We start from the raw sequence: 25208 nt of genomic DNA, 5'->3' as shown, positions 1-25208 counted from the left end.
CGCGCGCACCCGCCGCCGGCCGGGGCTACCTCCCGGCGGCCCGGAACCCCAGGGCCGCCATGAGCGCCGCAAGCAGTGCCGCCGCCGCCGTCAGGGGTGCCACTGCGTCGTCGGGCCGCCGCCAGCTGGCCCGGACCGACCGCTCCGCGGGGTACCGGCCGGTCATGATGGCTCCAAGGACGCCGAGGGTCCTGGCCACACGGCGGCTGGGCCCACGGAGCAGGGCCGCGATGCAGGCCGCTTGGAGCACGAGCATTCCACCGGGCGCCGAGAGGTTGGTACCCGTTAACCACTGGTCACGCTCGATGGTGTCCGATGAGCCACGGAGAAATCCTATGTCGTAGGCCGTGCGTTTCCTCAACGCCCGGCGCAGTCCTGCGACGCCAAGGACCAGCTGCGCTGCTGAGACAAGGGCCAGCCCCTTCCGGCCCGGGCCCGACGGGCCGCGGCCCCGGGGAGGCCCGGCCTGGGTGGTCTCGAGTTCGCGGGCGATCATTGGCAGGGCGTCATACCGCGCGTACTCCGAGGCCAGCCGTCCTGCCGCTTCCCGGTAGGAGGTGTCGGACAGGACCTGCCGGACGGCCTTGCGGACCGCCCGAGGCGACGGCGAGCCGGTGCGCAGGTTGATCCCCACGCCGGCCCAGGCCACCCGGGCCGCCACCTCAGGCTTGTCCTCGCGGTCCCCCGCGACGATCACCGGCAGGCCCTCTGCCAGCGCGCGCTGGGTTCCGCCGTATCCGCCGTTGGTGATCATCACGTCCACCAGGGGCAGCAGGTGCTCGTGCGGAAGGAAGTCTGCGACGCGGGCATTGGGCGGCACGTCGCCGGGTGGCAGGGGCGCACCTCCGGTGGTGGCGACCACCAGGACGTCCAAGCGCGCCAAGGCCCTGAGCGTGGGCAGGATGAGCCGTCCCGGGTCCTTGTTGTCGATGGTGCCCTGAGTGACGTGGATAACCGGGCGCCCGTCCCGGAGCTCGCCCCACCAGAACGGCGGGGTGAAGCCGTCGCTTCCCGCGGGAAGGACAGGGCCCACGAAGCGCACGCTGGCCGGCAGGTCGCTCCGGGGATACTCGAAGCCGGGGCAGGTGAACTGCAGGAACCGGTCCGCGAGGGAGGCCGCGTCCAGGAAGTGCACGGGCAGGGGCACCCCGGCGGCCGCCTTCATCTGCCGGTTCGCCGCCCGGTGCGTGGGCCGGAAGACGACCTTCTGGATCAGGGTGTTGAGGAGCAGGTTGCGGAGCATCCCGGCCTTCGTGGGCAGGGGTGGCAGGCCCGGGCCGAAGGGGGCGGTGTCCCTGCTGGAGAAGGCGAGCGGGATGATCCCGCTGAAGAGAATCGGCGGGCGCGGTTCCGTGCGCAGCAGCGGGACGACGGCGCCCGTGAAGCCGGATTCGGCCAGGACGGCGTCGGTGGGGGTCCGGTCGAGTTCCTCCCGCAGGGCGCGGTACTGGTGGGGCAGGGCGTTGATGAAGACTTCCGTCATGTCGAAGCGGAGCCGGTCCAGCCCCTTCTTTCCGGCGCGCCCCGGGAAGGAGCTGTCAAGGTCCCGGTCGTCGAAGTCGCAGGCCTCCGGCAGTGGGAGGAACCTGAGGCCGGCACCGGTGACGGTGTCCTCGAAGCGGGCTCCGGTGAGCATGCCCACCTGGTGCCCCTGCCCGCGCAGGTACCGGCCGATCTCGACCAGGGGCACCACATGCCCGTAGATCGGGGAGCTGCAGAGAAGATACGTTGCCATCGGTGCCTCCCGGCGCTCTTAGGTCCCGGCCGCTGCCGGCTTGCGGGCGTAGCCCATGTAGGAAACCCGGGTGGTCTTGACCCTGCCGAAATTGAGCCGCCGGCTGAGTTCCCCATAGCTGATCCTGCCCCTGCGGGCGTCGTAGAAGCTCTTGAGCACCACCGGCTTTCGGGCCCGGGGGGCCAGCCCGGCGATCTCCTCGACGACGAGGCCCCTTTGGGAGAGCTGGGCGGTCAGTTCATCCGGCGTGATGAACATGGTCCAGTCGTGCAGGGCGGCGTCGGTGACCTTTGTGAGGGACCAGTCCTGCATGACCTTGATGCCGAGGAACCTGCTGGTCCTGGTCCGGTTGATGGTGTCGAACAGGTAGAGGCCGCCCGGTCGAAGGACCCGCGCGCTCTCCCCGAGGACGCGCGGAAGGTCCGTGACATGTTCCAGCACGTCGCAGCAGTAGACGACGTCGAAGATCGAACTGCCCACCGGCAGCTCCTCCCCCGCGCCCACGACATACCGGATGTTCAGCGCGGCCTGTTCTGCGTGCTTCCGGGCGGCGGAGATTGCCACCTCAGACGGATCCACACCGGTGACCGAGAAGCCCAACCGGGCGAACTCCTCGGCCAGGAAGCCGCAGCCACAGCCGACGTCCAACGCCGTTCGACCGGCGTAGGAGTCCTGCAGCTGCGTCCGCAGCACCTCCCGGAAGTAGGCCATCCGTCCCGGGGTGCAGCTGCCGTGGAGGATGTTCAGAACGTTGTCTTCGTCCCACCAGGTTTCGCCGAGGCGGTTGTAGATGTCGTTGTCGATGGCCATGAACCCTCCTCAGCGTGGAAGGGCCCGGACGCGTACCTCCGCCTGCCCTGCGCATATCCTGCTCCCGGGACGGCGCGGTCGACAGGGTCCTTGGACCCGATTGCTGACCTGCCGGCGTTGTCTTCCTGGAGTTCACCAGAGCGTCAACCGTGCGAAGCCTGCCGACCATCCGGGGTCCCTAGCGTGAAGGGGCCCCGGGCCCCGGACCCCGGGGCCCGAAACGAAAGGACCATCATGTTCCTGAGCAGGACAGCCGCGGTGGCGGCAGCCCTCACCGCCCTGAGCGCCCTGGGCCTCGCGCCGGCCCCGGCGGCGCAGGACGGCGTGAACCTGGGCGAGCCCCACGCCGCGGCGCACGCCCACAACGACTACGAACACGACCGCCCGCTCCTCGATGCGCTGGAGCACGGTTTCACGAGTGTCGAAGCGGACGTCTGGCTCGTCGACGGCGAACTCCTCGTCGCGCACGACCGCGGGGATGTCCGGGCAGGGGTCACTCTGGAAAGCCTGTACCTGGAGCCCCTCGACGCCCTGGTCGCAGGCCATGGAGGCAGCGTGTACCCGGGGTGGGACGGTGAGTTCCAGCTGCTGATCGACATCAAGAGCCAGGCCGCCCCGACCTACGCCGCCATTGAGGAGGAGCTCGCCGGCCACCGCACAATGCTCACCCGCTACACGCATGGGAAGACCAAAGCGGGGGCCGTGACCGCGGTGATCAGCGGGAACCGCCCGCTGTCCGTCATGAGCGCCGCCGACCAGCGCTTCGGCTTCTACGACGGGCGCGCGGCGGATCTCGGGTCCACCCTGCCTGCCGGGCTCATGCCGCTGATCAGCAACAACTGGCAGCAGCTCTTTTCCTGGCAGGGGGTCGGTGGAATGCCCGCCGCGGAACGGGACAAGCTGACGACCTACGTCGGGGCCGCCCACGCCCAGGGCGCACGGGTCCGCTTCTGGGCGACTCCGGACCTGCCCGGACCCGCCCGCGAGGCGGTGTGGGCCGAACTGCTCGCGGCCGGCGTCGACCACATCAACACCGACGATCTGGCTGCCCTGGAGCGGTTCCTCGCCGAGCGGGGGTAGGCCGGTGGGCGGCGCCTCCTTCGAACGGGAGCCGCCGCGCAGCACCTTCCCCCGTCCAAACCGGGGCCGGTACCGTGGCCGGACCCCCGGCCTCCCCGGAGAAGTGCGCCGGTGCGGCAAAGTAGTGCCATGGAGATTCTCAGATATGCCGCCTTCACCAGCGACCCCGCCGGCGGGAACCCCGCCGGCGTCGTGCTCGACGCCACCGGACTGGACGACAGCAGCATGCAGCGCATCGCTGCCGAGGTGGGCTACTCGGAAACAGCGTTCGTCTGGCCCGGGGACGGGCGGAACTACACGCTTCGGTACTTCAGTCCCCTGGCGGAGGTGCCGTTCTGCGGCCACGCGACCATCGCCACGGCCGTGGCCCTGGCGGAGCGGATCGGGCCCGGAGAGCTGCTGTTCGACACGCCCGTTGGCGACATCGCCATCTCGACGGCGACCACGGCCTCCGGCCACCGGGCTACCCTCGTCAGCGCTCCCACGCGGAGCCGGGAGGCGTCCGCCGCGGAGACCGCCGGGGCCCTCTCCGCGCTCGGCTGGACGACCGACGACCTTGATCCCCAGCTCCCGGCCCATGTGGCCTTCGCCGGCAACGAGCACCTGGTGCTGGCGGCCCGCACCCCGGAACGCCTCGCCGACCTCCACTACGACTTCGACGCGCTCAAAGAACTTATGACCGAGCGGGGCTGGACCACGCTGCAACTGATCTGGCGCGAGGACTCCAGCACCTTCCACTCCCGCAATCCCTTCCCGGTCGGTGGAGTGGTAGAGGATCCGGCCACCGGCGCCGCCGCGGCGGCACTGGGCGGGTATCTGCGGGCGCTGGGACTCATCACCGCACCGCAGCGGATCACGATCCTCCAGGGCCAGGACATGGGACGGCCGAGCATCCTCGAGATCGACGTCTCCCCCACCGAGGCGCGCGTTTCGGTCAGCGGCAACGCGGTGACGATTCCCGCGTAAGAGTCCGGGCAGCGTCGGCGAGCCGTCGTCGGCGGCGGCGGCGTCGGGCGCTTCCCACCGAAGCCTCAACGCGCCATGGGAGCTGCCCCCTCCGCCGAAACTGCAGATCACCACGCTGTGCACCACCCAGAACGTGGTTACCTGCACACTCGACGGAGGACGACGAACCGTACACGCGCACCGCTCCCGCCGAAACTGCAGCTCACCACGCTATCCGCCACCGAAGCGTGGTTACCTGCACACTCGACGGAGAGGAACGACGAGGACGGGCAGGATCCGAAAGACGAGGAGGCCCCCGCAACCCTGGTGGGTGGCGGGGGCCTCCTGCGCGAAACGTCCGGGTGGGCCGGAAACCTACTTCGACCCGTAGTTCGGGGCCTCCACCGTCATCTGGATGTCGTGCGGGTGAGACTCCTTGAGCCCGGCCGCCGTGATGCGCACGAACTTGCCCTTGGCCTTGAGCTCGGGGATGGTGCGGGCACCGGTGTAGAACATCGTCTGGCGCAGGCCGCCCACGAGCTGGTACGCCACCGAGGCCAGCGGCCCGCGGTAAGCAACCCGGCCCTCGACGCCCTCGGGGATGAGCTTGTCGTCCCCGCTCACGTCGGCCTGGAAGTAACGGTCCTTGGAGTAGGAGGTGTTCTTCCCGCGGGTCTGCATGGCGCCGAGCGAACCCATGCCGCGGTAGGTCTTGTACTGCTTGCCGTTGACGAAGATCAGTTCACCGGGTGCCTCGGCCGAACCGGCCAGGAGCGAGCCGAGCATCACCGTGTCGGCACCGGCCACCAGCGCCTTGCCGATGTCGCCCGAGTACTGAAGGCCGCCGTCGGCGATGAGGGGCACGCCGGCGGGAATGGCGGCCTTGGCGGATTCGTAGATGGCGGTCACCTGGGGCACCCCGACGCCGGCGACGACGCGGGTGGTGCAGATGGAGCCGGGCCCGACGCCGACCTTGATGCCGTCGGCACCGGCGTCGATCAGGGCCTGGGCACCGGCCCGGGTGGCGGCCTGCCCTGCGATGATGTCGACGTGCGCGAGGGCCTTATCGGCCTTGAGCCGGGCGACCATCTCCAGGACGCCGGCGCTGTGGCCGTTGGCGGTGTCGACGAAGAGGGCGTCCACGCCGGCATCGACGAGCGTCATGGCGCGCTCCCAGCCGTCACCGAAGAAGCCGATGGCGGCACCGACCCTGAGGCGGCCGTCGTCGTCCTTGGTGGACAGCGGGTACTGCTCGGCCTTGGTGAAGTCCTTGACGGTGATGAGCCCGCGGAGGATCCCTTCGTCGTCGACGAGGGGAAGCTTTTCGATCTTGTTCGTGCCGAGCAGGGCGATGGCCTCGTCGCCGCTGATGCCGACGCGGCCGGTGATCAGCGGCATCTTGGTCATGACCTCGCGCACGAGGCGGTGCGGGAACTCGCTCTCGGGCACGAATCGGGTGTCGCGGTTGGTGACAATGCCGAGCAGGTGGCCGAAGTCGTCGACCACCGGAAGGCCTGAGACGCGGTACTGGCCGCACAGTTCGTCGAGCTGGGCGAGGGTGGCGTCGGGGCCGATGGTCAGCGGGTTGGTGATCATGCCCGACTCGCTGCGCTTCACCCGGTCGACCTGCTCGGCCTGGTCGGCGATCGAGAGGTTGCGGTGGATCACCCCGAGGCCGCCCTGGCGGGCCATGGCGACGGCCATGCGCGCCTCGGTCACGGTGTCCATGGCGGCGGAGAGCAGCGGGGTCTGGACCGAGATCCGTTTGGAGACCCGCGAGGAGGTGTCCGCTTCGGACGGGATGACGTCGGTGTGGCCGGGCAGCAGCAGCACGTCGTCGTAGGTGAGCCCGATGAATCCGAAGGGGTCGTGGGGTTCGTTCTGCTCAGACAGGGTCACTAATTGTCCTCTTTCGGGGTGTCACCGCGGGTGGGGCGCCATCGGCGGCTCTGCCGTCCGGCTCATCTCTATCCTAAAACCAATCCCCTCCGAGCCCTATTCCCGGCCCGCATGACGGCGTTCACCCGGAGCGGCCGCCCGGAGCAGCGGGGCCCGGGCGGCGGCTCACCAGCCGGTGAGGGCGAGGAACCGCTCGTTGAAGACCGGCTGGATCGTCTTGACGTAGGTCCTGGTGAGGTGGTCGCGATCCTTGTAGACGAGCACATTCCCAATGAGGCCCGGGCAGGAGGTGTCGGTGCAGATCTGGTCGGTCAGGTCGAGCACGCCGATTCCGGGATTCTCCCGGGCGATCTGCTCGAGCGGGGACACCGGGGCGAGCAGGTCGGAGCGGGGCAGGGCGCAGGCGTCGGGGTCACCGCTGTTGAGCTCGATGCACTTGGCCATGTCGAATTCGAACCGCGGCGTATCGCGCAGCGCCACGACCTCGATGCCCCGGTCCAGGAACGGCTGCACCCCGGCCGCGTAGCCGTCCGGGACCGTTTCCGCCGGTGAGCTCCAGTCGGTCTTGGACCCGACGGTCAGGACGGCGTCCGGTGCGAGATCCAGGGCGTAGTCGAGGGCCGCGGCGTTGTGTGCGTTGCACTCAGGGCTCACAGTTGGCGATTCCGCCGCGAACCGGCAGGCGGGCTTGTGTACCAGGACGGCGTTCCAGTTGCGCTCGGTGGCCAGGGCGCCCACTGCGGTCAGCCACACCTGGGCGTGGGAGTCACCGAGGATCAGGATGGTGCGCTCGGGCGACTCGGCGTTGCCGGCCTGGGAGCAGAATTCGATCCGGGGGTCGGTGGGGGCCAGGGCGCCTTCGCAGTGGCCGTCGTACTCCGCCCACTCGTTGCCCAGGGCGCTGGCGAGCGGAAGGACCACGGCGTCCTCGGCCCCGCGGTACTCGAACCCGGGGGCCAGCGCCCGCGCGCCGGGATTGTCGTCCGCCGTCTGCATCCGGGCGGCGCTTTCCTGGGCCTGGACCTGCAGCTCCCACCCCGAGAGGGGCACGGCGACGATGGCCAGCGCCGCGGCCACGACGAGCCCGGTGCGGCGCCTGCGCAGCGTGGGCCACGACCATGACCGCACGGGCACCTCGACGAACCGGGTGGTGGCGAAGGCGAGGACCAGCGACGCGGCGATCACGAGCGCGCCGTCGAGCAGCCCGGCCTCGGGCTTGCGGGCGGTCAGGAGCCAGAAGACGAGGATCGGCCAGTGCCACAGGTACAGGGCGTAGGAGTTGTCGCCGAGGCGCACCAGAGGGGCCGCACTCAGCAGGCGGTCGACGCCGAAGCGGCTCCCGGTGCGGCCGGCGGCGAGGATGCAGGCCGCGGCCAGCGTCGGCCACAGGGCGATCCAGCCGGGGAACTGCTGCTGCACCTGCAGCAGCAGTCCGCAGCTGAGCATGGCGGCCAGTCCGACCCAGCCGAGCACCACCCGGGTGCGTATTCCGAACCGGGCATATGGCACCAGGAGTGCGATCAGGGAGCCCAGCGCGAACTCCCACAGCCGGGAGCGGGTGTCGAAGTAGGCGGCCGCCTGGTGGTGGGCGGTCTGCCAGACGGAGAAGGCGAGGGACAGGGCGAAGACCGTCGAGAAGACGGCGATGAGGACCGTGCGGTAGCGGCGCCGGACGGCCCGCGCCGCGAGGGCGGACACGGCGAACAGCAGCGGCCACAGCAGGAACACCTGGCCCTGGATGGACAGGGACCAGAAATGCTGAAGGGGGCTGGCGTTGCTGTCGTCCTGGGCGTAATAGTCTACGGCGTTGGAGGCCAGTTCCCAGTTCTGCACATACAGCAGGGACGCCCACGTCTGGTCGAAGATCCCGGGCCACCGGGACGGTGGGGCCAGCACGGCCGTGGCGGCCAGGACGGCCACCAGGACGACGACGGCGGCGGGCAGCAGGCGGCGGAAGAGGCCCAACCAGTACCGCAGGAGCTGCAGCGGCCGGCCCGACTCGACCTTGCCGACGAAGGAAAAGGTGAGCAGGAAGGCGGAGATCAGCAGGAACACATCGACGCCGCCGGAGACCCGGCCGAGCCACACGTGGTAGAGCACCACCATGACGACGGCGAGGGCCCTCAGCCCCTGCACCTCGGGACGCCGCTGGCGCGCCGCGGGGGCCGCGGGGAGGTTCTCCTCCAACGCGGATCTGGATACACCCACATCGACCCTTTCGCTTGCCTGGCGGCGCCTCGGAGCGCCCGGTGTGCCGCAGGCAGCGGCGGCACAAAGCTCCAGTTTACCGTTTCGTGACCTGGGGAGGCTCCGGGACCCCTGCAGTCGCCGCCGCGGGCCCCGGCCGATGCCGGCCGGGAGCCACCGGACCTATGTGCCGGCGGGCGGGCCGCATCCGTTGAATGGCGCCCGTTAAGCGAAGCACCCCGGCCGGTGGACCCGGCCGGGGTGCTTCGCTGCCTGCCGGCAGGGTCCGGTGGCGGGCCCTGCCGTGCGGGGACTAGTGGCTGTGGCCGTGGCCGTCCTCTTCGTCCTCCGCGGGCTTCTCGACGACGAGCGTCTCGGTCGTCAGGACCAGGGCGGCGATCGAGGCTGCGTTGCGCAGCGCCGAGCGGGTCACCTTGACCGGGTCGATGATGCCGGCGTCGATCAGGTTCTCGTACTCGCCCGTGACGGCGTTGAAGCCGTGCCCGTCCTCGAGTTCGGAGACCTTCGCCACGACGACATAGCCTTCGTGTCCGGCGTTCTCGGCGATCCAGCGCAGCGGCTGCGCCAGGGCGCGGCGCACCAGGCCGACGGCGGTCGCGGCGTCGCCCTCGAGGGCGAGGACGCTGCTGTCGGTGTCCAGGGCCTTGCCGGCCTGGACGAGCGCGGAACCGCCACCTGCGACGATGCCCTCATCGAGTGCGGCGCGCGTCGCGGAGACGGCGTCCTCGATGCGGTGCTTCTTTTCCTTCAGCTCAACCTCGGTGGCGGCACCGACCTTGATGACACCCACACCGCCGGAGAGCTTCGCGAGGCGCTCCTGGAGCTTCTCGCGGTCCCAGTCGGAGTCGGTGCGCTCAACCTCGGCGCGGATCTGCGCCACGCGGTCGGCGACGTCGGAGGCTTCGCCCGCGCCGTCGACGATGGTGGTGGCGTCCTTGGTGACCGTGATGCGCCGGGCGGAGCCCAGCACCTCGAGGCCGACCTGGTCCAGCTTCAGGCCCAGGTCGGGGGAAACGACCTGCGCACCGGTGAGGGTGGCGATGTCCTGCATCATGGCCTTGCGGCGGTCGCCGAAGCCGGGCGCCTTCACGGCGACGGCGTTCAGGGTGCCGCGAATCTTGTTCACCACGAGGGTGGACAGCGCTTCGCCTTCGATATCTTCGGCGATGATGAACAGCGGCTTGCCGGCCTGGAGGGCCTTCTCCAGCAGGGGAAGGAATTCCGCCAGGGAGGAGATCTTGCCGGAGTTGATCAGGATCAGCGCGTCCTCGAGGACGGCTTCCTGGCGCTCGGCGTCGGTCACGAAGTACGGCGAGAGGTAACCCTTGTCGAACTGCATGCCTTCGGTGAGGACGAGTTCGGTCACGGTCGAGGAGGATTCCTCGATGGTGATGACGCCGTCCTTGCCGACCTTGTCGAATGCCTCGGCGAGCAGGTCGCCGACCTCGGTGCTCTGGGCGGAGATGGCCGCGACGCTGGCGGTCTGGTGGCCGACAACCTCCTTGGCGTTCTCCAGCAGGCGCGCGGCGACGGCCTCGACCGAGACCTCGATGCCGTGCTTGAGCTGTCCTGGAGCGGCGCCTGCGGCAACATTGCGCAGGCCTTCCTTGACCAGGGCCTGTGCGAGCACGGTGGCCGTGGTGGTGCCGTCACCGGCGACGTCGTTGGTCTTCGTCGCGACTTCCTTGGCCAGCTGGGCGCCGAGGTTCTCGTAGGGGTCGTCGAGTTCGACCTCACGGGCGATGGTGACGCCGTCGTTCGTGATCGTGGGCGCTCCCCACTTCTTGTCCAGCACGACGTTGCGTCCGCGCGGGCCAAGGGTCACCTTGACGGTGTTTGCAAGCTTGTCGACGCCGGCCTCGAGTGCGCGTCGGGCTGCATCGTTGAACTCCAACTGCTTTGCCATGGTTTGTTCCTTTCAGGCTGGTGCAGTGAGAAGACCCCGGCCAGTACTGGCCGGGGTCTTCATCGGAAAAAGCCTACTTAACGACGACCGCCAGGACGTCGCGCGCCGAGAGCACCAGGTATTCCTGGCCGCCGTGCTTGACCTCGGTTCCGCCGTACTTCGAGTAGATGACGACGTCGCCCTCGGCGACGTCGACGGGAACGCGGTTGCCGTTGTCGTCGACACGGCCCGGTCCTACAGCTACAACCTCGCCCTCCTGGGGCTTCTCCTTAGCGGTATCCGGGATGACCAGACCGGAAGCAGTCGTCTGCTCGGCTTCCAGCGGGCGGACAACAATACGATCCTCAAGAGGCTTAATAGAGACCGACACTCGGGCTCTCCTTTGCGTTCGTTACTAATGGATTGAAGGCCGTTGGTTCCGCACTGGCCGTCGTCGCGGGTGCCGGCCGGCACTTTCCTCGGGATTAGCACCCTCCTACTGAGAGTGCCAACCCTGACTTTATGCACTGGTTAGCACTCGGTCAAGGCGAGTGCCAGAACGCGCGGGTTTCCGGGAGCGCGCTCCGCGCCCCGGAGCACGCAGCGCACCGCCGGGTACGTCGCCTAGGGTTGGATCATGGCTTCCGAGAACCCCGTCACCGACTCCATCGCACCGATCCTCACCCCCCAGGGCTGGGAGCTGCTGAACTCGCTGGGTCCGTATTCGGAGGCCGGCAGCCTGCAGTTGAGCGAACAGCTGCGCCGGGCAGGCCACGCCCCCGAGGTCGTGGCGGCGGCCCTCACCCAGTGCCGCCTGCGGGCCAAGGCCCACGCGAAGTTCGGCGGCTTCGCGGACCGGATGGTGTTCACCTCCGCCGGGCTGGAGCAGGCGACGCGGCTGCGGGTCGCGGCCCACCACGCGCAGCGGTTCGTGGCCGCGGACCTGGTGCGGGTGGCCGACCTGGGCTGCGGGATCGGCGCGGACTCAATGGCGCTGGCCACCCTGGAGCGGGAGGTGACCGCCGTCGAGCTCGACGAGACCACCGCGGCCGCCGCGACCATGAACCTGCTCCCCTGGCCGAACGCGTCGGTGCTGAATGCCGATGCGTCGGCCGTGGATGTGACGAAGTACGACGGCGTCTGGCTGGATCCGGCCCGCCGCAGCACCTCCACCTCGGGCACCACCCGCCTCTTCGACCCCGAGGCGTTTTCTCCCCCGCTGTCCTTCGTCGAGGACCTCGCCGCCCACGGCACGCCCGTGGGGGTGAAGCTGGGCCCGGGCATCCCGCATGAGGCGGTGCCGGCGGACTGCGAGGCCCAGTGGGTCTCGGTGGACGGCGACGTGACCGAGGCGGCCCTGTGGTTCAATGCGCTGCGCCGGCCCGGGGTGCGCCGCGCGGCCCTCGTGCTCAGCGCCCACGGCGCGGCGGAGCTGACCAGCGCCGAGGACTTCGGCGCCGGCCCGGAGGCGCCCGTAGGGCCGCCGGAGGGCTACCTGTACGAGCCGGACGGGGCCGTCATCCGGGCGGGCCTCGTGGCCGACGTCGCGGAGCGGCTCTCCGGGCACCTGCTCGATCCCCGGATCGCCTACATCTGCGCGCCGGAGCTCCACGAGACGCCGTTCGCCCGCCCCTACCGGATCGTGGAGACCCGCCCCTTCAATATCAAGGCCCTCAAGCAGTGGGTGCGCGCCGAAGGCATCGGTGTCCTCGACATCAAGAAGCGCGGAACCTCCGTCACCCCGGAGGAGGTCCGGCGCCAGCTGCTCAGCGGCTCCGGGAAGGCCCGGAAGAAGGCCACGCTGGTGCTGACTCGGATCGGCGATGACCGCGTGGCCATCGTCGTCGAGCCCGTCCCGGCGCACCAGGTCCCGGCGGCCGGCTAGGCCCCGAGCCTGCGGGTGCGCACTACTCCGAGGAGCACACCGCCGAGGAGGGCGGCCGCGCCGCCGGCGATCAGCGCCGCCCGGACGTCGAAACTGTTGACGAGTACCCCGCCCACCGCCGCGCCGAGGCCGATGGCCAGCTGGAAGGCGGCGACGGTGACCCCGGAGACCGATTCGAGGCTCTCCGGGTGCGCCCGCGCCATCCAGGACTGGATGAGGGTGGGGATGGCACCGAAGCCGAGTCCCCAGAGCACGATGGCCGCAACAGCGACCGGGAGGCTGCTGCCCAGGGTGGCCCACAGGATGGTCGCGATGCCCACTGCCGCCCCCATGACGACGACGGCGCGGTGGAGTGCGCCGTCGGCGGCCGGGCCGCTGGCGAGGTTGCCCACGAATGAGGCGATCCCGAAGGTGGCCAGCGCCAGGGCGAACCCCTCGGCAGTGAGCCCGGCGACGAGGTCTCCGGCGAGGCGGATGTAGGTGAAGCCGGCGAAGTGTCCGCCGGCGATGAGGAACATGCCGACCATTCCGACGATCACCAGGGGTGACCGGAGGGTCGCCAGGAAGGCCCGGCCCGGCGAGGGTTCGGGGGCGACCGGCGGAAGCCAGGCCGCGGCCAGCACAAGGCCGACGACGCTGGCCCCGGCCGCCAGCAGGAACAGCACGCGCCAGCCCCACAGCTCGCCGAGCACCAGCCCCAGGGGAACGGCGAGGATGGTGGCCAGGGAGACGCCGACGTTGACGACCATCATGCCGCGGCCGATCCTTTCGCGGCTGACCAGGGCGGCGACGACGGCGATGGCCAGAGCCCAGAAACCTCCGACCGACACCCCGAGCAGGAGCCGCGCGGTGAGCAGCACCGCGAAGGAGGGGGCCAGGGCGACCAGGAGGTTGGACACCGCCGCCAGGACCACGAGCAGGATCAGCGCGGTCCGCCGGTCAAGCCGCGGCAGCACCAGCGCGATGGCGGGACCGGTGACCGCTGCGGCGACGGCGGTGGCGGTCACTGCCTGGCCCGCCAGGCCCTCGGAGATGCCGAGATCGGAGGACATGCGGGAGAGCAGGCTCGCCGGAAGGAATTCGCTCGTCACGATCGCAAAGAGGACAACGGACAGGGAGGCCACGCCCCACCAGGGTGATCGGGTGCGGAGCGGGCTGGAGGGCGGTGGGGCGGCGTCCTGGGCGGTGGCTGTGCTGGAGTTCATGGAGGCTCTTCTCGGGTTGGAAACGTTCGGTTGGGAACGTTCGTTCGGGGATGTCGGCCACACTGCCGCTTGTCAGTTATTGAACAACCATTCAAGAACCCTGAGAATTCCCCGTCCCGCCCTTCCGTACAGGACGGCCGCCCCGCGGGCCAGCCGCAGAATCCCTCCGGCCGCGGGTACGGACTCACTAGACTCGGGGAAACCCCCGGACAGCTAAGGTGGCAGCCATGACCCCCCAGCCAGCATCACCGCGCCGCGGTGTCCTCGTCGACGTCGACGGCACCCTCGTCGACTCGAACTACCAGCACACGATCGCCTGGTGGCAGGCGTTCCGCCGCTTCGGGCATGACGTGCCGATGGCGGAGATCCACCGGGCGATCGGCATGGGCGGCGACAAACTCGTCGCGCACCTGCTCGGCGAGGACCGCGACGCCTCCCTCGACGGGGAACTCGACGCCACGCACGGCGCCGTGTTCTCGACCTACTGGCCCTCACTGCGCGCGTTCGACGGTGCCGGCGACCTGCTGGGCCGCTGTTTCGACGAGGGCCTCGTCGTCGTCCTTGCCTCCTCGGCGTCCGGGAAGGAGCTCGAGGTCCTCCGCAGCGTCATCGACGCCGACGCGGCCATCACCGGCGCCACGAGCTCCTCGGATGCCGAGAACAGCAAGCCCTCCCCCGACATCCTGCAGGCGGCCCTCGAGGCCGGCGGCCTGGAAGCGGGCAACACGGTGTTCGTCGGCGATTCGGTCTGGGACGTGTTCTCGGCGACGGAGCTGGACATTCCCACCATCGGCATCACCACCGGGGGCACGAGCGAGGCCGAACTGCGTGAGGCCGGCGCCGCCGAGGTGTACAAGGACGTTCGGATGCTCCTGCAGAATTTCACCGACAGCCCCCTGGCGAAGCTCCTCGCCTGAGGGCCCGCCGGGTCAGCATCGCCGGATGGGTCAACCCTGCCGGGAGAATTCGCCTGCGGCGGCCACCTGCTCCGCGGAGGGACGCACCCCGGTGTAGAGCACGAACTGCTCCTCCGCCTGGAGGGCGATGACCTCGGCGCCGGTGATCACGGGCTTGCCCGCGGCGCGGGCAGCACGGATCAGCGGGGTCTCCGAGGGCAGCGCGACGACATCGAAGACCACCGAGGCCGCTTCAATCGCGGCGGCCGGGAAGGAGACCTCGTCCGCGTCCGGGCCCGCCATCCCGACCGGGGTGACATTGATCAGCAGCCCTGCGGTCGAGGAGCCGACCTCCTGCTGCCAGGCGAACCCGTACAGCTCGGCCAGCGCCCGGCCGGCCTCCTCGTTCCGCGCCACAACCGTCACGTCCCGGAATCCGGAGTCGCGCACCGCCGCCACAACCGCCTTCGCCATGCCGCCGGAGCCGCGTACCAGCACCGTGTGGTCCGTAGACACCTTGTGGTTGGCCAGCAGCCGGGCCACGGCGAGGTAATCGGTGTTGTACGCGGTGAGCACGCCGTCGTCGTTGACGATGGTGTTGACCGAATCGATCGCCGTCGCCGAGGGGTCCATGCGGTCAACGAGGGCGATGACGTCCTCCTTGAAGGGCATGGAAATGGCACAGCCGCGGATCCCCAGCGCGCGCACGCCGCCGATTGCCGCGGGCAGGTCCGTGGTGGTGAACGCCTTGTAGATGTAGTTCAGCCCCAGCTCGTCGTACAGGTAGTTGTGGAACCGGGTGCCGATATTGCTAGGGCGCGCGGCGAGGGAGATGCACAGGGTCATGTCTTTATTGAGGATCGGCACGTGCCCATTGTTCCATCCGATCGCCGCGCGCGCTGGTGCGGGCCCTGCACTACGATTGGCTCAGTTCTCATTCGCGATGACGCGCTGCCGAGGCGAAAAACCAGCACACAGTCCGGTACCGGTCAGGAGCCAGCCCATGAAGATCGATTTTGCACGCTCAGCCCAGTCCACCCTGGGCGTTGAGTGGGAGCTGGCTTTGGTCGACCGGCACAGCGGAGAGCTCGTGTCGGCCGCTGAGGAGGTCCTGCGGGGGGTCACCGCCAACCACCCCGAACTCCAGGACGACGAGGAACACCCGCACATCAAGCAGGAACTGCTGCTGAACACCGTCGAGCTCGTGACCGGCGTCTGCACGACCGTCGCCGAGGCGAAGGCGGACCTGAGAAGGTCCCTGGCCGCGGTGCGGGAGGTCACCGATCCGATGGGCGTCGAGCTGTTCTCCGCCGGGTCCCACCCCTTCAGCGCTCCGCGTTCCCAGCCCGTCTCGGACAAGGAACGCTACTTCAAGCTGATCGACCGCACCCAGTGGTGGGGCCGCCAGATGGTGATCTACGGCGTGCACGTCCATGTCGGGCTCGATTCGCGGGACAAGGCCCTGCCGGTGCTGGACGGGCTCATCAACTACTTCCCCCACTTCCAGGCGCTCTCGGCCTCCTCCCCCTTCTGGGGCGGGGAGGACACCGGGTATGCCTCACAGCGGGCGCTGATGTTCCAGCAGCTTCCCACCGCCGGGCTGCCCTTCCAGTTCCCGGACTGGGAGGCGTACGAGGCGTACGTTTCCGACATGTTCACCACCGGGGTCATCGATTCGGTGAGTGAGATCCGCTGGGACGTGCGCCCGGTCGGCAACCTCGGCACCGTCGAAATGCGCGTCTGCGACGGGCTCTCCACCCTCCAGGACGTCGGCGCGGTGGCTGCGTTGACCCAGTGCCTTGTCGACGAGTTCTCCACCCAGCTCGACGCCGGCCGGACCATCCCGACGATGCCGCCGTGGCATGTGCAGGAGAACAAGTGGCGGGCCGCCCGGTACGGCCTCGACGCCATCATCATCCTCGATGCCTCCGGCAAGGAACAGCTCGTCACCGAGCACCTCACGGAGGTGCTCAACCGGCTGGAACCGGTCGCCGCGAAGCTGGGCTGCAGCGACGAACTGGCCGACGTCGAGACGATCCTGACCCGGGGCGCCGGGTACCAGCGCCAGCGCCGGGTCGCCGAGGAGAACGGCGGCAACCTGCGCGCCGTGGTGATGGACATGGTCGACCAGCTGCGCCGGTAACGCGCGGCGGCCGATACGGCGGTCCAACGGCCGGCGCGGGGACCGGTTCCGGGGCGCTCTGGTGCCCGGGGAGCCTGCGTGAAAGGATCAGCCATGCAGATCACCCTTTCCCCCATGCCCGCGGAAAGACCCGGCCCCTGGTTAGCCGGCAGCATGAGCACCTACATCGACGAGCGGATGAGGTCCGGGGAGACGACTGCCATCCAGCTGAAGAAGCAGCCGTCCGGCCAGGACGCACGAGCGGACGCGGATCCGTTCGTGACGACGAAAGGAACCCACCGATGAGCGAGGTGCGCTCCGCCGACGGAACCCGCATCGGCTACGAAACCCAGGGGGCGGGCCCGGCGGTCATCCTCATCGACGGCGCCATGTGCCACCGCGGCGCGGGGCCGATGCGCGCCGTCGCCCCCGGGCTGGCGCCGACGCGCACCGTCGTGCTGTACGACCGCCGGGGCCGCGGTGCCAGCAGCGACACCCTTCCCTATGCCGTGGACCGGGAGATCGAGGACATCGCGGCCCTGATCTCAGCGGTCGGCGCTCCGGCCGCCCTCCTGGGCATGTCCTCCGGTGGGGCGCTGGCCGCGCTCGCGGCCGCCCGCCTCGCCGCGGAGGTCACCGACCTGATTGTGTACGAGGTGCCCTTCATGCCCGAGCCGGCCCGGCCGGCGGCCCTCGCCTATACGGCGGAACTGGGCTCGGCGCTGGGCGCCGGAGACCGCGACGGCGCAGTGACGGCATTCCTGACCCGGGTCGGAGTACCCGGCCCCGCGGTGCAGCACATGAAATCATCGCCCAGCTGGGAGGGGATGACCGCCATCGCCCCCACCCTCGGATATGACGACGCCGTGATGGGCGACAGCAGCATTCCGGCCGAGTTGGCCTCCATTACCGCCCGCACCTTGTCCCTGGCCGGTGGCGCCTCCCCGGACTTCCTGCAGTGGGGTGCCCGCGGCATCGCCGAGCTGGTTCCCGGGGCGGAGCTCGATGTCCTCGACGGTCAGGGCCACGACGTCGACCCTGCCCGGCTCGCCGAGCGCGTCAACGTCTTTCTCAGCCGGTGACCCCGCCCACTGCCCCCGCTCGCTGATCCCGCCGCAAACTGGGCGGTACCGGCGGCAAGCGGGCGGGCGCCCGGGGTTCTGCGCCAGTCAGGAGGCGGGCGGATCCCGGTCCGGGTCGGCGTCCTCTTCCTCGAGCTGGCTGGTGATCAGGTCCACCCGGTCGGCCTGAATCAGGCCCTCGTCATTCTGGATGGCTTCGATGTCGCTGCTGTCGATGTCCTGCGCCGGGTCGGGCGTCTCGCTGGTCATGGCATCCTCCCTGCTGGTGTGTCCTTGGCGTCGAACCGGGATCGTGAGCCGATCGTACCGCCGCAGCCCTTCCCGCTGCGGACAGGTGCCCCCCTCCGCCGCGCGCCCGCTTTCGATGGCCCGGCGCGGTTTCCCGTGGTAGGAGCGCGCCGTCCCGACTACCTGCGAATGCGGCGCCGAGGCCCCGGAGTTAGGACACCGTGAGCTTCTCCGCAGGCACCGCCGCGGGGATGATCAGCGGGGACTTCCCGGCGAGGAGCTAGATCCCGAAGAGCTCGAAGAGCCCGCCCGAAACGGTAAAGACCATGCCGAGCCCGGCGAAGCCCAGGATCTCAAGCACGGCTCCAGCGGCGAAGGCCGCATATCCGGCCAGCCCCCAGACGGGGAGGAACCACGGCACCAGGCGCTTGCGCAGCAGCAGGGAGCAGAAGAAGACGCTGCCGAGTCCCAGCCCGGCCATCGCCACCTGGTAGGAGAGGAAGCCGCCGTTGACGGCGAGGGCCGCGGTGCGGCCTCCTACCTGCAGCGGGATTCCGGCCGGCACTCCGGCAGTACTGCCGCGGCGGCCGCGGGGAGTGCTATACCCGGGAGGAGGGTTTTTCGAAGGCCGCGCCGTCGTACCTGACGGCGTAAGGTCGGAACTGTCCACACCATACGCCGTAAGGTAATCTTTGGGTAGAGCGGGTGGGAGCCAGCTGCGGAGATCCACGAAGGGAGTGCGATGGCATCGACACGAGGGCCGAAGGCGCCCCGGGATCCGGTTTCCCGGGACCGGGCGGTGCGGGTGGCCGTGGACCTAGCCGACGCCGGTGGTCTCGAGTCCCTGAGCATGCGCAGGCTCGCCCAGGCGCTGGGTGTGGAGGCCATGTCGCTCTACTACCACGTGAAGAACAAGGACGACATTATCGACGGCATGGTCGATCTGGTGTTCGACGAAATCGCCCTGCCTTCGACGGATACCCCCTGGCGGACGGCCCTCGAGGACCGCGCGCACTCCGCCCGCGCCGCTTGGGCCCGGCATCCGTGGGCGATCAGCGTGATGCGCTCCACACCGGGCGCTGCAACGCTGGGGCACCTCGACGCCGTGATCGCCTGTCTGCGCGGTGCGGGATTCTCAATGACGCTCACTGCGCACGCGATGTCGCTGCTCGACAGCTACGTCGACGGATTCGCCCTCCAGGAGGCCTCCCTGCCGCTGAGCGAGGCCGTGGACGTCAACACGGCAACCGAGGACATCCTGGCCCAGCAGCACATGATGTCCGGCGCCTTTCCCCACCTCGCCGAAATGGCGCAGACCCATATCCTTCAGCCCGGCTACGCCTACGGGGATGAATTTGCGTTCGGGCTCGGACTCATCCTCGACGGAATCGAGGCCGCCCACCGGGCCGCTTCCGGCTGACCCCGGCGCCTCAACGCGGAAGTGCTCCCCCTCCGGACCGGAGAGGGAGCACTCCCGCTTTAGTCTGCCGGCTGACCCGGGCTACACCGCGGCGCGGGCCTTGATCAGGTCAAGGACCGATGGGAACAGGACGTGCCCCGCGTCCAGGCCCGTGATCCGGGTGACCGCCTCTTCCGCCGGGTTGCTACCAATGATGCGGGCAAGTTCCTCGACTTCGGGATCTGCCGGATCAGTGAAGGCAAGTGCTGCCTCCATCGCCGCCAGCAGGGCGGCCGGATGGGTACCGCCCTCGGCGAGTTCGGCCGCGGGGCCGACGAAGCGTTCGTGGCGTCCCAGCTTGCGCAGCGGCGCCCGTCCGACCCGCACCACCGTGTCCGGCAGGTGCGGGTTGGAGAACCGGCGCAGGATTTTCTGCACGTACGCCTCCTGCTCGTCGGCGGCGAAGCCGTGCTTGGTGACCAGCAGCTGCTTCGTCTCCTCCAGCACGGCCCGCACCCGGCGCGCCACCTCGGAATCCGCCATGGCATCGGAAATCTTTTCGACCCCGGCCGCGTAGCCGAAATAGGCGCAGGCGGCGTGCCCGGTGTTGACCGTGAACAGCTTGCGCTCGATGTACGGGGCGAGGTCGTCCACGTAGGTGGCCCCGGGAATCCGAGGCTCGCTGCCCCCGAACGGGGTCCGGTCGATGACCCATTCGTAGAAGGTCTCCACCGTCACGTCGAGGCCCTGCCCCGGCGCCTGGTTCGGCACGATCCGGTCTACCGCGGTATTGGCGAAGACCGCCCGCGTGTGCAGCCCGCTCCGGTCCCCCGAGTACGCGTCCACCACGGCCTCCCGCAGGAGGTCGGTGGCGTTGATCGCATTCTCGCATGCCATCACCTGCAGCGGGGGTGCCTCCGGTGACCGCCGCGCGATGGCGGCTGCGATCACCGGAGCTAGGAACTTCAGCACCCCCGGCCCGACGGCGGTGGTGACCATGTCGGCGGTGGCGATCTCCTCGATCACCGCAGCCTCCTCGGCGCGCGAGTTCAGGGCCCGGTAGTTGTCCACCGTCTTGTCGGTGGGCTCCTCTCCGACCTCGTGGACCGTATAGGACGGCGTTGAGGCGAGCTGGTCGATCAGCGCCTCGGCCACATCGGCGAACACCACCTCATAGCCGGCTTCGTGGAGCAGCAGCCCCACGAAGCCGCGGCCGATGTTCCCGGCCCCAAAGTGCACGGCCTTCACTAGGCGTTCACCTTCCCGAAGAGCGAGAGAACCTCGTCGACGGTTTCGGCCCGGTCGAGGCGCGCCACCTGCTCCTTGTCCGAGAAGACGCGGGCGATGGCCGACAGGATCGAGAGGTGCTCGTTGTTCACCCCGGCCACGCCGACGACGAACTTTACCTGCTTCCCGTTCCAGTCGATGCCCTCGGGGTAGCGCACGATCGAGACGGCCGAACGCTTGATGTATTCCTTGGCGGCATTGGTGCCGTGCGGGATGGCCAGGAAGTTGCCCATGTAGGTCGGCACCGAACGCTCGCGTTCGTGCATGGCCGCGATGTAGCTCTCCTCGACCGCACCGCGGTCCACCAGCAGCCGGCCGGCCTCGTTGATGGCATCGGCCTGGTTGGTCGCGCTTCCCTGCAGGACGACGCTCCGCTCCGCGAGGACTTCATCGCCTGCCGGCTGGGCCTGCTCGGAGATGTCGGGCGCTCCGCTGTCGGGCGCCGGTGTGCCGTCCCCTTCGCGCTGGCTGCGGGCCAGGTCGACGATCTCGTCGTACCGCGGGCTGTTCATGAAGTTGTCCACGGAGACGTGAGTTGCTGCGGCGGTCAGCGGCCGGGCCCGCTCCGTCAGGTCCTGGTGGGTGACCACCAGGTCGTAGGAGTCGGTGAGGTTCGCGATCGAGGAGTTCGTGACCGTGACGTCCGTCAGGCCGGCTGCCTTGAACTTGTTCCGCAGCACTGAGGCTCCCATGGCACTCGATCCCATGCCGGCGTCGCAGGCGAAAACGACATTGCGGATCGGGCCGGCGGGCGCCTCTCCCTTGGCGCCGATCAGACCGGAGACCGAGCTCTTGCGGCCTTTGAGGCCTTCCATGCGGGCGGTGGCGTTGCTGAGGCTGCCGTCGTCGTCGGCCGGGTTCCGGGTGGTCTTGAGGATCACCGAACCGATCAGGAAGGACACCGCGGTGGCGAGCAGCACCGAGAGGGTGACCCCGACGTAGCTGTCGGAGGCCGTCGCGGCGTACACGGCGAGAATGCTGCCCGGGGCGGCCGGCGAGCGCAGGCCCGCGCCGGTGATCACGAGGGTCAGGATGCCGGCCATGCCGCCGCCGATCGCGGCGAGAATCATGATGGGCTTCATCAGCACGTAGGGGAAGTAGATCTCGTGGATGCCGCCGACGAAGTGGATCAGCGCGGCGCCCGGGGCGGAGGCCTTGGCGATGCCGCGGCCGAACACCATGTAGGCGAGCAGGACACCGAAGCCGGGGCCGGGGTTGGCCTCGAGCAGGAACAGGATCGACTTGCCGTTCTCAAGGGACTGCTCGGTGGCCAACGGCGTCAGGATGCCGTGGTTGATGGCGTTGTTAAGGAAGAGCACCTTGGCCGGTTCAATCAGGATGCTCGTGAAGGGCAGCAGTCCGTTGGTGACGAGGAAGTCGACGACGGCGCCGGCCGCGTTGCTGAAGGCGGTCACCAGCGGCCCGACGGCGAGCAGGCCGAAGACCGCCATCGCTGCGGCGACGATGCCTGCCGAGAAGTTGTCGACGAGCATCTCGAAGCCGGGCTTGATCTTACCCGCCCAGAGTCCGTCGAGCTTCTTCATAATGAGGGCGGTGAGCGGGCCCATAATCATCGCACCGATGAACATGGGGATGTCGGTGCCCACGATCACGCCCATGGTGGCCGCCGCTCCCACGACGCCGCCGCGGAGCCCGTGGACCATGCGCCCACCGGTGTAGCCGATGAGCAGCGGGAGCAGGTAGGTGATCATCGGACCGACGAGCCCGACGTTCGGCTCTCCTGCCGCGTTCTCACCGAAACCGCCAAGGACGCCCACCGGGGTGAAGCCCTTCTCGATGAAGAACGCGGTGATGATGCCCCACGCAATGAAGGCCCCGATGTTGGGCATGATCATTCCGGACAGGAAGGTCCCGAATTTTTGGACGCGGACCCGCGCACTGGTGCGGGGCGCCGCTTCTGCTTGTGTTGCCACGTGCGTTCCTAACCGTTGTCCCTGCGTCAGTGCGGGGAATGGATAAATTGGTTGCTTGTCAGCCCGTCCGGGTGGAAATCCGATGCAGCCACTCGAGGAAGAGCTTCAGCTCGGAGCTGGAGAGCTGGTCGGGGTGCGATGCCTGCAGCGCGGCATTCAGCGCAATGGCCGCGACCACCACCGAAGGGGTGCCCTCGGTGTCGATGACCGGGTCCGAGTCGGAATCGGTCGCGATGGCGGAGATGACAGCCTCGCGTGTCATCACTGACAGTTCGAGGCTCCGGTTGGAGGCGGGCTCGGCGATCAGCATGAGGGTCACGCCGATGTTCGCCGCGAGCAGGCTTCGGGCCGCCTCGGCAGGCGGCACGACCAGGCGGGCCGCGGCGGCCGCCCGCTTCAGGACTTCTTCGAGGAACGCCTCGGCCTCGGCCACCATCGAGGGCCGGCGTTCCGGACGGATATTGCCGAACATGACCAGGTACAGGTGGGGATGGTCGAGACCGAACTGCACGTGGTTGTCCCAATGACGGCGCAGGTCCTCCACCGGCTGCCCCGAGCTGGGGAGGTTGCGCTCGCCCTCGAGGTATTCAGTGAAGCCTTCGGCCACGACGGCGTCAAAGAGGCCCTCCTTGTCCCCAAAGTGGTGGTACAGGGTGGGAGCGGTGACCCGGGCGAGCCGGGTCACCTGGCGCGTTGATACGGGTGACCCGCCGGACTCGGCCAGCAGCGACGCGGCTGCCCTCAGCAGCCTGATCTTCGGCGCAGGCTCGCCAGCGGTATCCATGCCTGCTACCGTAACACCTATAGCGTTGATATATGAAGTGGATCACACTGGTTCGATGCCGCACCCGGGCCCGGGCGGGTACGGTGGAAGTCTCTGCGCACACGGCAAGGAAATGAGGACGTTCAATGCGGAATTTCTCAGGAGTAGGCGTCAGCCCGGGGCGGGTCATCGGAACCATCCGCCAGATGCCCAAGCCCGTGAGCGAGCCTCCCAAGGGCGAACAGCTCCGGCAGGGCGTAACCCCCGAGGATGCCGCAGCGGCCCTGCGGTCGGCGACGAAGGCCGTTCAGGCCGAGTTGAAACAGCGTTCGGAAACGGCCAGCGGCGACGCGCGTGCCGTGCTTGAGGCGACCGCCATGATGGCCACTGATCCCATGCTTGTCAAGAACGCGATCAAACTCATCAATGCCGGCACCTCCGCCGAGCGCGCGGCCTGGGATGCCGGCGCCTCGGTGGCCGAAATGCTCCACAACCTCGGCGGGTACATGGCCGAACGCGCCACCGACGTGCTCGACGTCCGGGCCCGGATCGTGGCCGAGCTGCGCGGGCTGCCCGCGCCGGGCATCCCGTCCTCGGAAACCCCCTTCATCCTGATCGCCGAGGACCTCGCGCCCGCCGACACCGCCACCCTTGACCCCGGGAAGGTCCTGGCCCTGGTCACCTCCGGCGGCGGACCGCAGTCACACACCGCCATCATCGCCCGCTCCCTGGGCCTGCCGGCCGTGGTCGCCGCGACGGGCGTGGACGAGCTTGAAACCGGTGCGCGCGTGTACGTCGACGGTGCCGCCGGAACCATCAGCGTGGACCCCGGCGCCGAGGAGGAGGCCGCGGCCGAGGCCTACGCCGCCGCTGCGGCGGCCCTCACCGAATTCGACGGCACCGGCAGAACCTCGGACGGCCACGAGGTGCCGCTGCTGGCCAATGTCGGAGGGGCCAAGGACGCCCGCGGGGCGGCGGACGCCCGGGCCCAGGGCGTGGGTCTGCTCCGCACCGAATTCTGCTTCCTGGGCCGGGACAGCGAACCGACGCACGATGAGCAGGTGGAGGCCTACAAGGGGGTGTTCGACGCCTTCCCCGGCAGGAAGGTGGTGGTCCGGACCCTGGACGCCGGCGCGGACAAGCCCCTTCCCTTCCTCACCGACACCTCCGAGCCGAACCCCGCCCTCGGCGTCCGCGGGTACCGCACCGACATCACCAGCCCCGGCGTGCTCGCACGGCAGCTGAAGGCCATCGCCGACGCCGAGGCACAGTCTTCGGCCGAAGTCTGGGTGATGGCGCCCATGATCTCCACCGCCGAAGAGGCCGCCGACTTCGCGGCAATGACCACAGAGGCGGGCCTGAAAAAGCCCGGGGTGATGGTCGAGGTGCCCTCGGCCGCGCTGATGAGCGAATCGATCCTCGCCGAGGTGGGTTTCGCCAGCATCGGCACCAATGATCTCACCCAGTACGCCATGGCCGCCGACCGGCAGCTCGGCTCGCTCGCGGCGTTGAACAACGCCTGGCAGCCGGCCGTCCTGCGCCTGATCGGGCTCACCGTGGAGGGTTCGGTCGCCGAGGGCAATGCCAAGCCCGTCGGGGTGTGCGGTGAGGCCGCGGCAGACCCCGCGCTTGCCGTGGTGCTCGTTGGTCTGGGAGTCTCGACGTTGTCAATGACGCCGCGGGCGCTGGCCGGCGTGGGGGCGGTGCTGAACAGCGTCAGCCTCGACGAGGCGCGGAAGCTCGCAGAGATTGCGGTGAAGGCGCCGAGCGCCGCCGAGGCCCGTGCACGCGTCCGCGCGGAACTGCCTGTCCTTGAATCCCTCGGCCTCTAACCTTTCACCGTCT

22 protein-coding genes are annotated in these 25208 nt (G+C 69.3%); 9 read left to right on the top strand and 13 right to left on the bottom strand.

From position 1 onward, the window contains the following. Positions 1–25: 25 nt before the first annotated feature. Together E2F48_RS11015 and ubiG are read right to left on the bottom strand one after the other, a co-directional pair. Positions 26–1735, bottom strand: a complete 1710-nt coding sequence (locus E2F48_RS11015; protein ID WP_133403989.1) for a glycosyltransferase — start codon at positions 1733–1735, stop codon at positions 26–28. 18 nt (positions 1736–1753) lie between these two features. Beyond that, a complete protein-coding gene (gene ubiG / locus E2F48_RS11010; protein ID WP_133403988.1) occupies positions 1754–2545 on the bottom strand; it encodes a bifunctional 2-polyprenyl-6-hydroxyphenol methylase/3-demethylubiquinol 3-O-methyltransferase UbiG in 792 nt (263 codons plus the stop codon). 234 nt (positions 2546–2779) lie between these two features. Here ubiG and E2F48_RS11005 point away from each other — a divergent pair, with 234 nt between their 5' ends. Further along, positions 2780–3625, top strand: a complete 846-nt coding sequence (locus E2F48_RS11005; RefSeq protein ID WP_133403987.1) for a phosphatidylinositol-specific phospholipase C/glycerophosphodiester phosphodiesterase family protein — start codon at positions 2780–2782, stop codon at positions 3623–3625. Positions 3626–3754: 129 nt separating this feature from the next. Next, the gene (locus tag E2F48_RS11000) at positions 3755–4591 is read left to right on the top strand and encodes a PhzF family phenazine biosynthesis protein (RefSeq protein WP_133403986.1); all 837 of its coding nucleotides are present in this window, start codon (positions 3755–3757) and stop codon (positions 4589–4591) included. A gap of 354 nt (positions 4592–4945) precedes the next feature. Here E2F48_RS11000 and guaB read toward each other — a convergent pair whose 3' ends face one another. The 4 genes from guaB to groES form a co-directional block, all read right to left on the bottom strand. Then, positions 4946–6469 carry an IMP dehydrogenase gene (gene guaB, locus E2F48_RS10995; RefSeq protein ID WP_425455765.1) on the bottom strand — a complete coding sequence of 508 codons (1524 nt, stop codon included), beginning with the start codon at positions 6467–6469 and terminating at the stop codon, positions 4946–4948. Between the two features lie 165 nt (positions 6470–6634). Then, a complete protein-coding gene (locus E2F48_RS10990; protein ID WP_246018833.1) occupies positions 6635–8677 on the bottom strand; it encodes an acyltransferase family protein in 2043 nt (680 codons plus the stop codon). Positions 8678–8969: 292 nt separating this feature from the next. After that, positions 8970–10583: a chaperonin GroEL gene (gene groL, locus E2F48_RS10985; protein ID WP_133403985.1), complete on the bottom strand. Its 1614-nt coding sequence runs from the start codon at positions 10581–10583 to the stop codon at positions 8970–8972. 73 nt (positions 10584–10656) lie between these two features. After that, positions 10657–10953: a co-chaperone GroES gene (gene groES, locus E2F48_RS10980; protein WP_087076694.1), complete on the bottom strand. Its 297-nt coding sequence runs from the start codon at positions 10951–10953 to the stop codon at positions 10657–10659. 246 nt (positions 10954–11199) lie between these two features. Between groES and E2F48_RS10975 the strand changes: the two genes are divergently transcribed. Further along, entirely contained in the window at positions 11200–12447 is a 1248-nt protein-coding gene (locus E2F48_RS10975) for a class I SAM-dependent methyltransferase (RefSeq protein ID WP_133403984.1), read from the top strand. Here the strand turns inward: E2F48_RS10975 and E2F48_RS10970 are convergent. Beyond that, entirely contained in the window at positions 12444–13652 is a 1209-nt protein-coding gene (locus E2F48_RS10970) for an MFS transporter (protein ID WP_133403983.1), read from the bottom strand. The genes E2F48_RS10975 and E2F48_RS10970 overlap by 4 nt on opposite strands. 227 nt (positions 13653–13879) lie before the next feature. On the opposite strand from E2F48_RS10970, the gene E2F48_RS10965 reads away from it, so the two are divergent. Next, positions 13880–14569 carry an HAD family hydrolase gene (locus tag E2F48_RS10965; protein ID WP_133403982.1) on the top strand — a complete coding sequence of 230 codons (690 nt, stop codon included), beginning with the start codon at positions 13880–13882 and terminating at the stop codon, positions 14567–14569. A 30-nt stretch (positions 14570–14599) separates the two neighbouring features. Here E2F48_RS10965 and E2F48_RS10960 read toward each other — a convergent pair whose 3' ends face one another. Then, positions 14600–15415 carry a shikimate 5-dehydrogenase gene (locus E2F48_RS10960; RefSeq protein WP_281274800.1) on the bottom strand — a complete coding sequence of 272 codons (816 nt, stop codon included), beginning with the start codon at positions 15413–15415 and terminating at the stop codon, positions 14600–14602. 136 nt (positions 15416–15551) lie between these two features. Here E2F48_RS10960 and E2F48_RS10955 point away from each other — a divergent pair, with 136 nt between their 5' ends. The 3 genes from E2F48_RS10955 to E2F48_RS10945 all read left to right on the top strand — a co-directional run bounded on the left by E2F48_RS10955 (position 15552) and on the right by E2F48_RS10945 (position 17752). Next, a complete protein-coding gene (locus E2F48_RS10955) occupies positions 15552–16691 on the top strand; it encodes a glutamate--cysteine ligase (protein ID WP_133403981.1) in 1140 nt (379 codons plus the stop codon). 93 nt (positions 16692–16784) lie between these two features. Then, on the top strand, positions 16785–16976 hold the full coding sequence (locus E2F48_RS10950) for a hypothetical protein (protein WP_133403980.1): 192 nt from the start codon (positions 16785–16787) through the stop codon (positions 16974–16976). Continuing rightward, positions 16973–17752, top strand: a complete 780-nt coding sequence (locus E2F48_RS10945; RefSeq protein WP_133403979.1) for an alpha/beta fold hydrolase — start codon at positions 16973–16975, stop codon at positions 17750–17752. Before E2F48_RS10950 ends, E2F48_RS10945 begins: the two co-directional genes overlap by 4 nt. An 87-nt stretch (positions 17753–17839) precedes the next feature. Here E2F48_RS10945 and E2F48_RS17330 read toward each other — a convergent pair whose 3' ends face one another. Both E2F48_RS17330 and E2F48_RS10940 read right to left on the bottom strand, forming a co-directional pair. Then, on the bottom strand, positions 17840–18001 hold the full coding sequence (locus tag E2F48_RS17330) for a hypothetical protein (protein WP_165968744.1): 162 nt from the start codon (positions 17999–18001) through the stop codon (positions 17840–17842). 259 nt (positions 18002–18260) lie between these two features. After that, positions 18261–18545 carry a DUF4386 family protein gene (locus E2F48_RS10940; RefSeq protein WP_133403978.1) on the bottom strand — a complete coding sequence of 95 codons (285 nt, stop codon included), beginning with the start codon at positions 18543–18545 and terminating at the stop codon, positions 18261–18263. Between the two features lie 177 nt (positions 18546–18722). Between E2F48_RS10940 and E2F48_RS10935 the strand changes: the two genes are divergently transcribed. Next, the gene (locus E2F48_RS10935) at positions 18723–19400 is read left to right on the top strand and encodes a TetR/AcrR family transcriptional regulator (RefSeq protein WP_133403977.1); all 678 of its coding nucleotides are present in this window, start codon (positions 18723–18725) and stop codon (positions 19398–19400) included. Between the two features lie 81 nt (positions 19401–19481). On the opposite strand, the gene E2F48_RS10930 is transcribed toward E2F48_RS10935, so the two are convergent. From E2F48_RS10930 to E2F48_RS10920, 3 genes are read right to left on the bottom strand one after another with little or no spacing between them, the layout of a single operon-like run. After that, positions 19482–20627, bottom strand: a complete 1146-nt coding sequence (locus E2F48_RS10930; RefSeq protein WP_133403976.1) for a mannitol-1-phosphate 5-dehydrogenase — start codon at positions 20625–20627, stop codon at positions 19482–19484. Then, positions 20627–22600 carry a PTS mannitol transporter subunit IICBA gene (locus E2F48_RS10925; RefSeq protein ID WP_133403975.1) on the bottom strand — a complete coding sequence of 658 codons (1974 nt, stop codon included), beginning with the start codon at positions 22598–22600 and terminating at the stop codon, positions 20627–20629. Before E2F48_RS10925 ends, E2F48_RS10930 begins: the two co-directional genes overlap by 1 nt. A 58-nt stretch (positions 22601–22658) precedes the next feature. Next, positions 22659–23384, bottom strand: coding sequence for a TetR/AcrR family transcriptional regulator (locus tag E2F48_RS10920; protein WP_133403974.1), 726 nt, complete (start codon positions 23382–23384; stop codon positions 22659–22661). 125 nt (positions 23385–23509) lie between these two features. Between E2F48_RS10920 and ptsP the strand changes: the two genes are divergently transcribed. Beyond that, positions 23510–25195 carry a phosphoenolpyruvate--protein phosphotransferase gene (ptsP, locus tag E2F48_RS10915; RefSeq protein WP_133403973.1) on the top strand — a complete coding sequence of 562 codons (1686 nt, stop codon included), beginning with the start codon at positions 23510–23512 and terminating at the stop codon, positions 25193–25195. Positions 25196–25208: the final 13 nt, after the last annotated feature.

Origin of the sequence: Arthrobacter crusticola (assembly GCF_004357995.1) — a bacterium.
GTDB classification, from domain to species: Bacteria; Actinomycetota; Actinomycetes; order Actinomycetales; family Micrococcaceae; genus Arthrobacter_D; species Arthrobacter_D crusticola.
Note: the sequence above shows the minus strand (reverse complement) of the source record. Positions and strands in the feature narration are given on the sequence as shown.

Excerpts from the sequence above, each read along its gene's own strand:
- E2F48_RS11015 (WP_133403989.1), bottom strand. The coding sequence starts at position 1,735 with ATGGCAACGTATCTTCTCTGCAGCTCCCCGATCTACGGGCATGTGGTG.
- ubiG (WP_133403988.1), bottom strand. The coding sequence starts at position 2,545 with ATGGCCATCGACAACGACATCTACAACCGCCTCGGCGAAACCTGGTGG.
- E2F48_RS11005 (WP_133403987.1), top strand. The coding sequence starts at position 2,780 with ATGTTCCTGAGCAGGACAGCCGCGGTGGCGGCAGCCCTCACCGCCCTG.
- E2F48_RS11000 (WP_133403986.1), top strand. The coding sequence starts at position 3,755 with ATGGAGATTCTCAGATATGCCGCCTTCACCAGCGACCCCGCCGGCGGG.
- groL (WP_133403985.1), bottom strand. The coding sequence starts at position 10,583 with ATGGCAAAGCAGTTGGAGTTCAACGATGCAGCCCGACGCGCACTCGAG.
- E2F48_RS10975 (WP_133403984.1), top strand. The coding sequence starts at position 11,200 with ATGGCTTCCGAGAACCCCGTCACCGACTCCATCGCACCGATCCTCACC.
- E2F48_RS10970 (WP_133403983.1), bottom strand. The coding sequence starts at position 13,652 with ATGAACTCCAGCACAGCCACCGCCCAGGACGCCGCCCCACCGCCCTCC.
- E2F48_RS10965 (WP_133403982.1), top strand. The coding sequence starts at position 13,880 with ATGACCCCCCAGCCAGCATCACCGCGCCGCGGTGTCCTCGTCGACGTC.
- E2F48_RS10955 (WP_133403981.1), top strand. The coding sequence starts at position 15,552 with ATGAAGATCGATTTTGCACGCTCAGCCCAGTCCACCCTGGGCGTTGAG.
- E2F48_RS10950 (WP_133403980.1), top strand. The coding sequence starts at position 16,785 with ATGCAGATCACCCTTTCCCCCATGCCCGCGGAAAGACCCGGCCCCTGG.
- E2F48_RS10945 (WP_133403979.1), top strand. The coding sequence starts at position 16,973 with ATGAGCGAGGTGCGCTCCGCCGACGGAACCCGCATCGGCTACGAAACC.
- E2F48_RS17330 (WP_165968744.1), bottom strand. The coding sequence starts at position 18,001 with ATGACCAGCGAGACGCCCGACCCGGCGCAGGACATCGACAGCAGCGAC.
- E2F48_RS10935 (WP_133403977.1), top strand. The coding sequence starts at position 18,723 with ATGGCATCGACACGAGGGCCGAAGGCGCCCCGGGATCCGGTTTCCCGG.
- E2F48_RS10920 (WP_133403974.1), bottom strand. The coding sequence starts at position 23,384 with ATGGATACCGCTGGCGAGCCTGCGCCGAAGATCAGGCTGCTGAGGGCA.
- ptsP (WP_133403973.1), top strand. The coding sequence starts at position 23,510 with ATGCGGAATTTCTCAGGAGTAGGCGTCAGCCCGGGGCGGGTCATCGGA.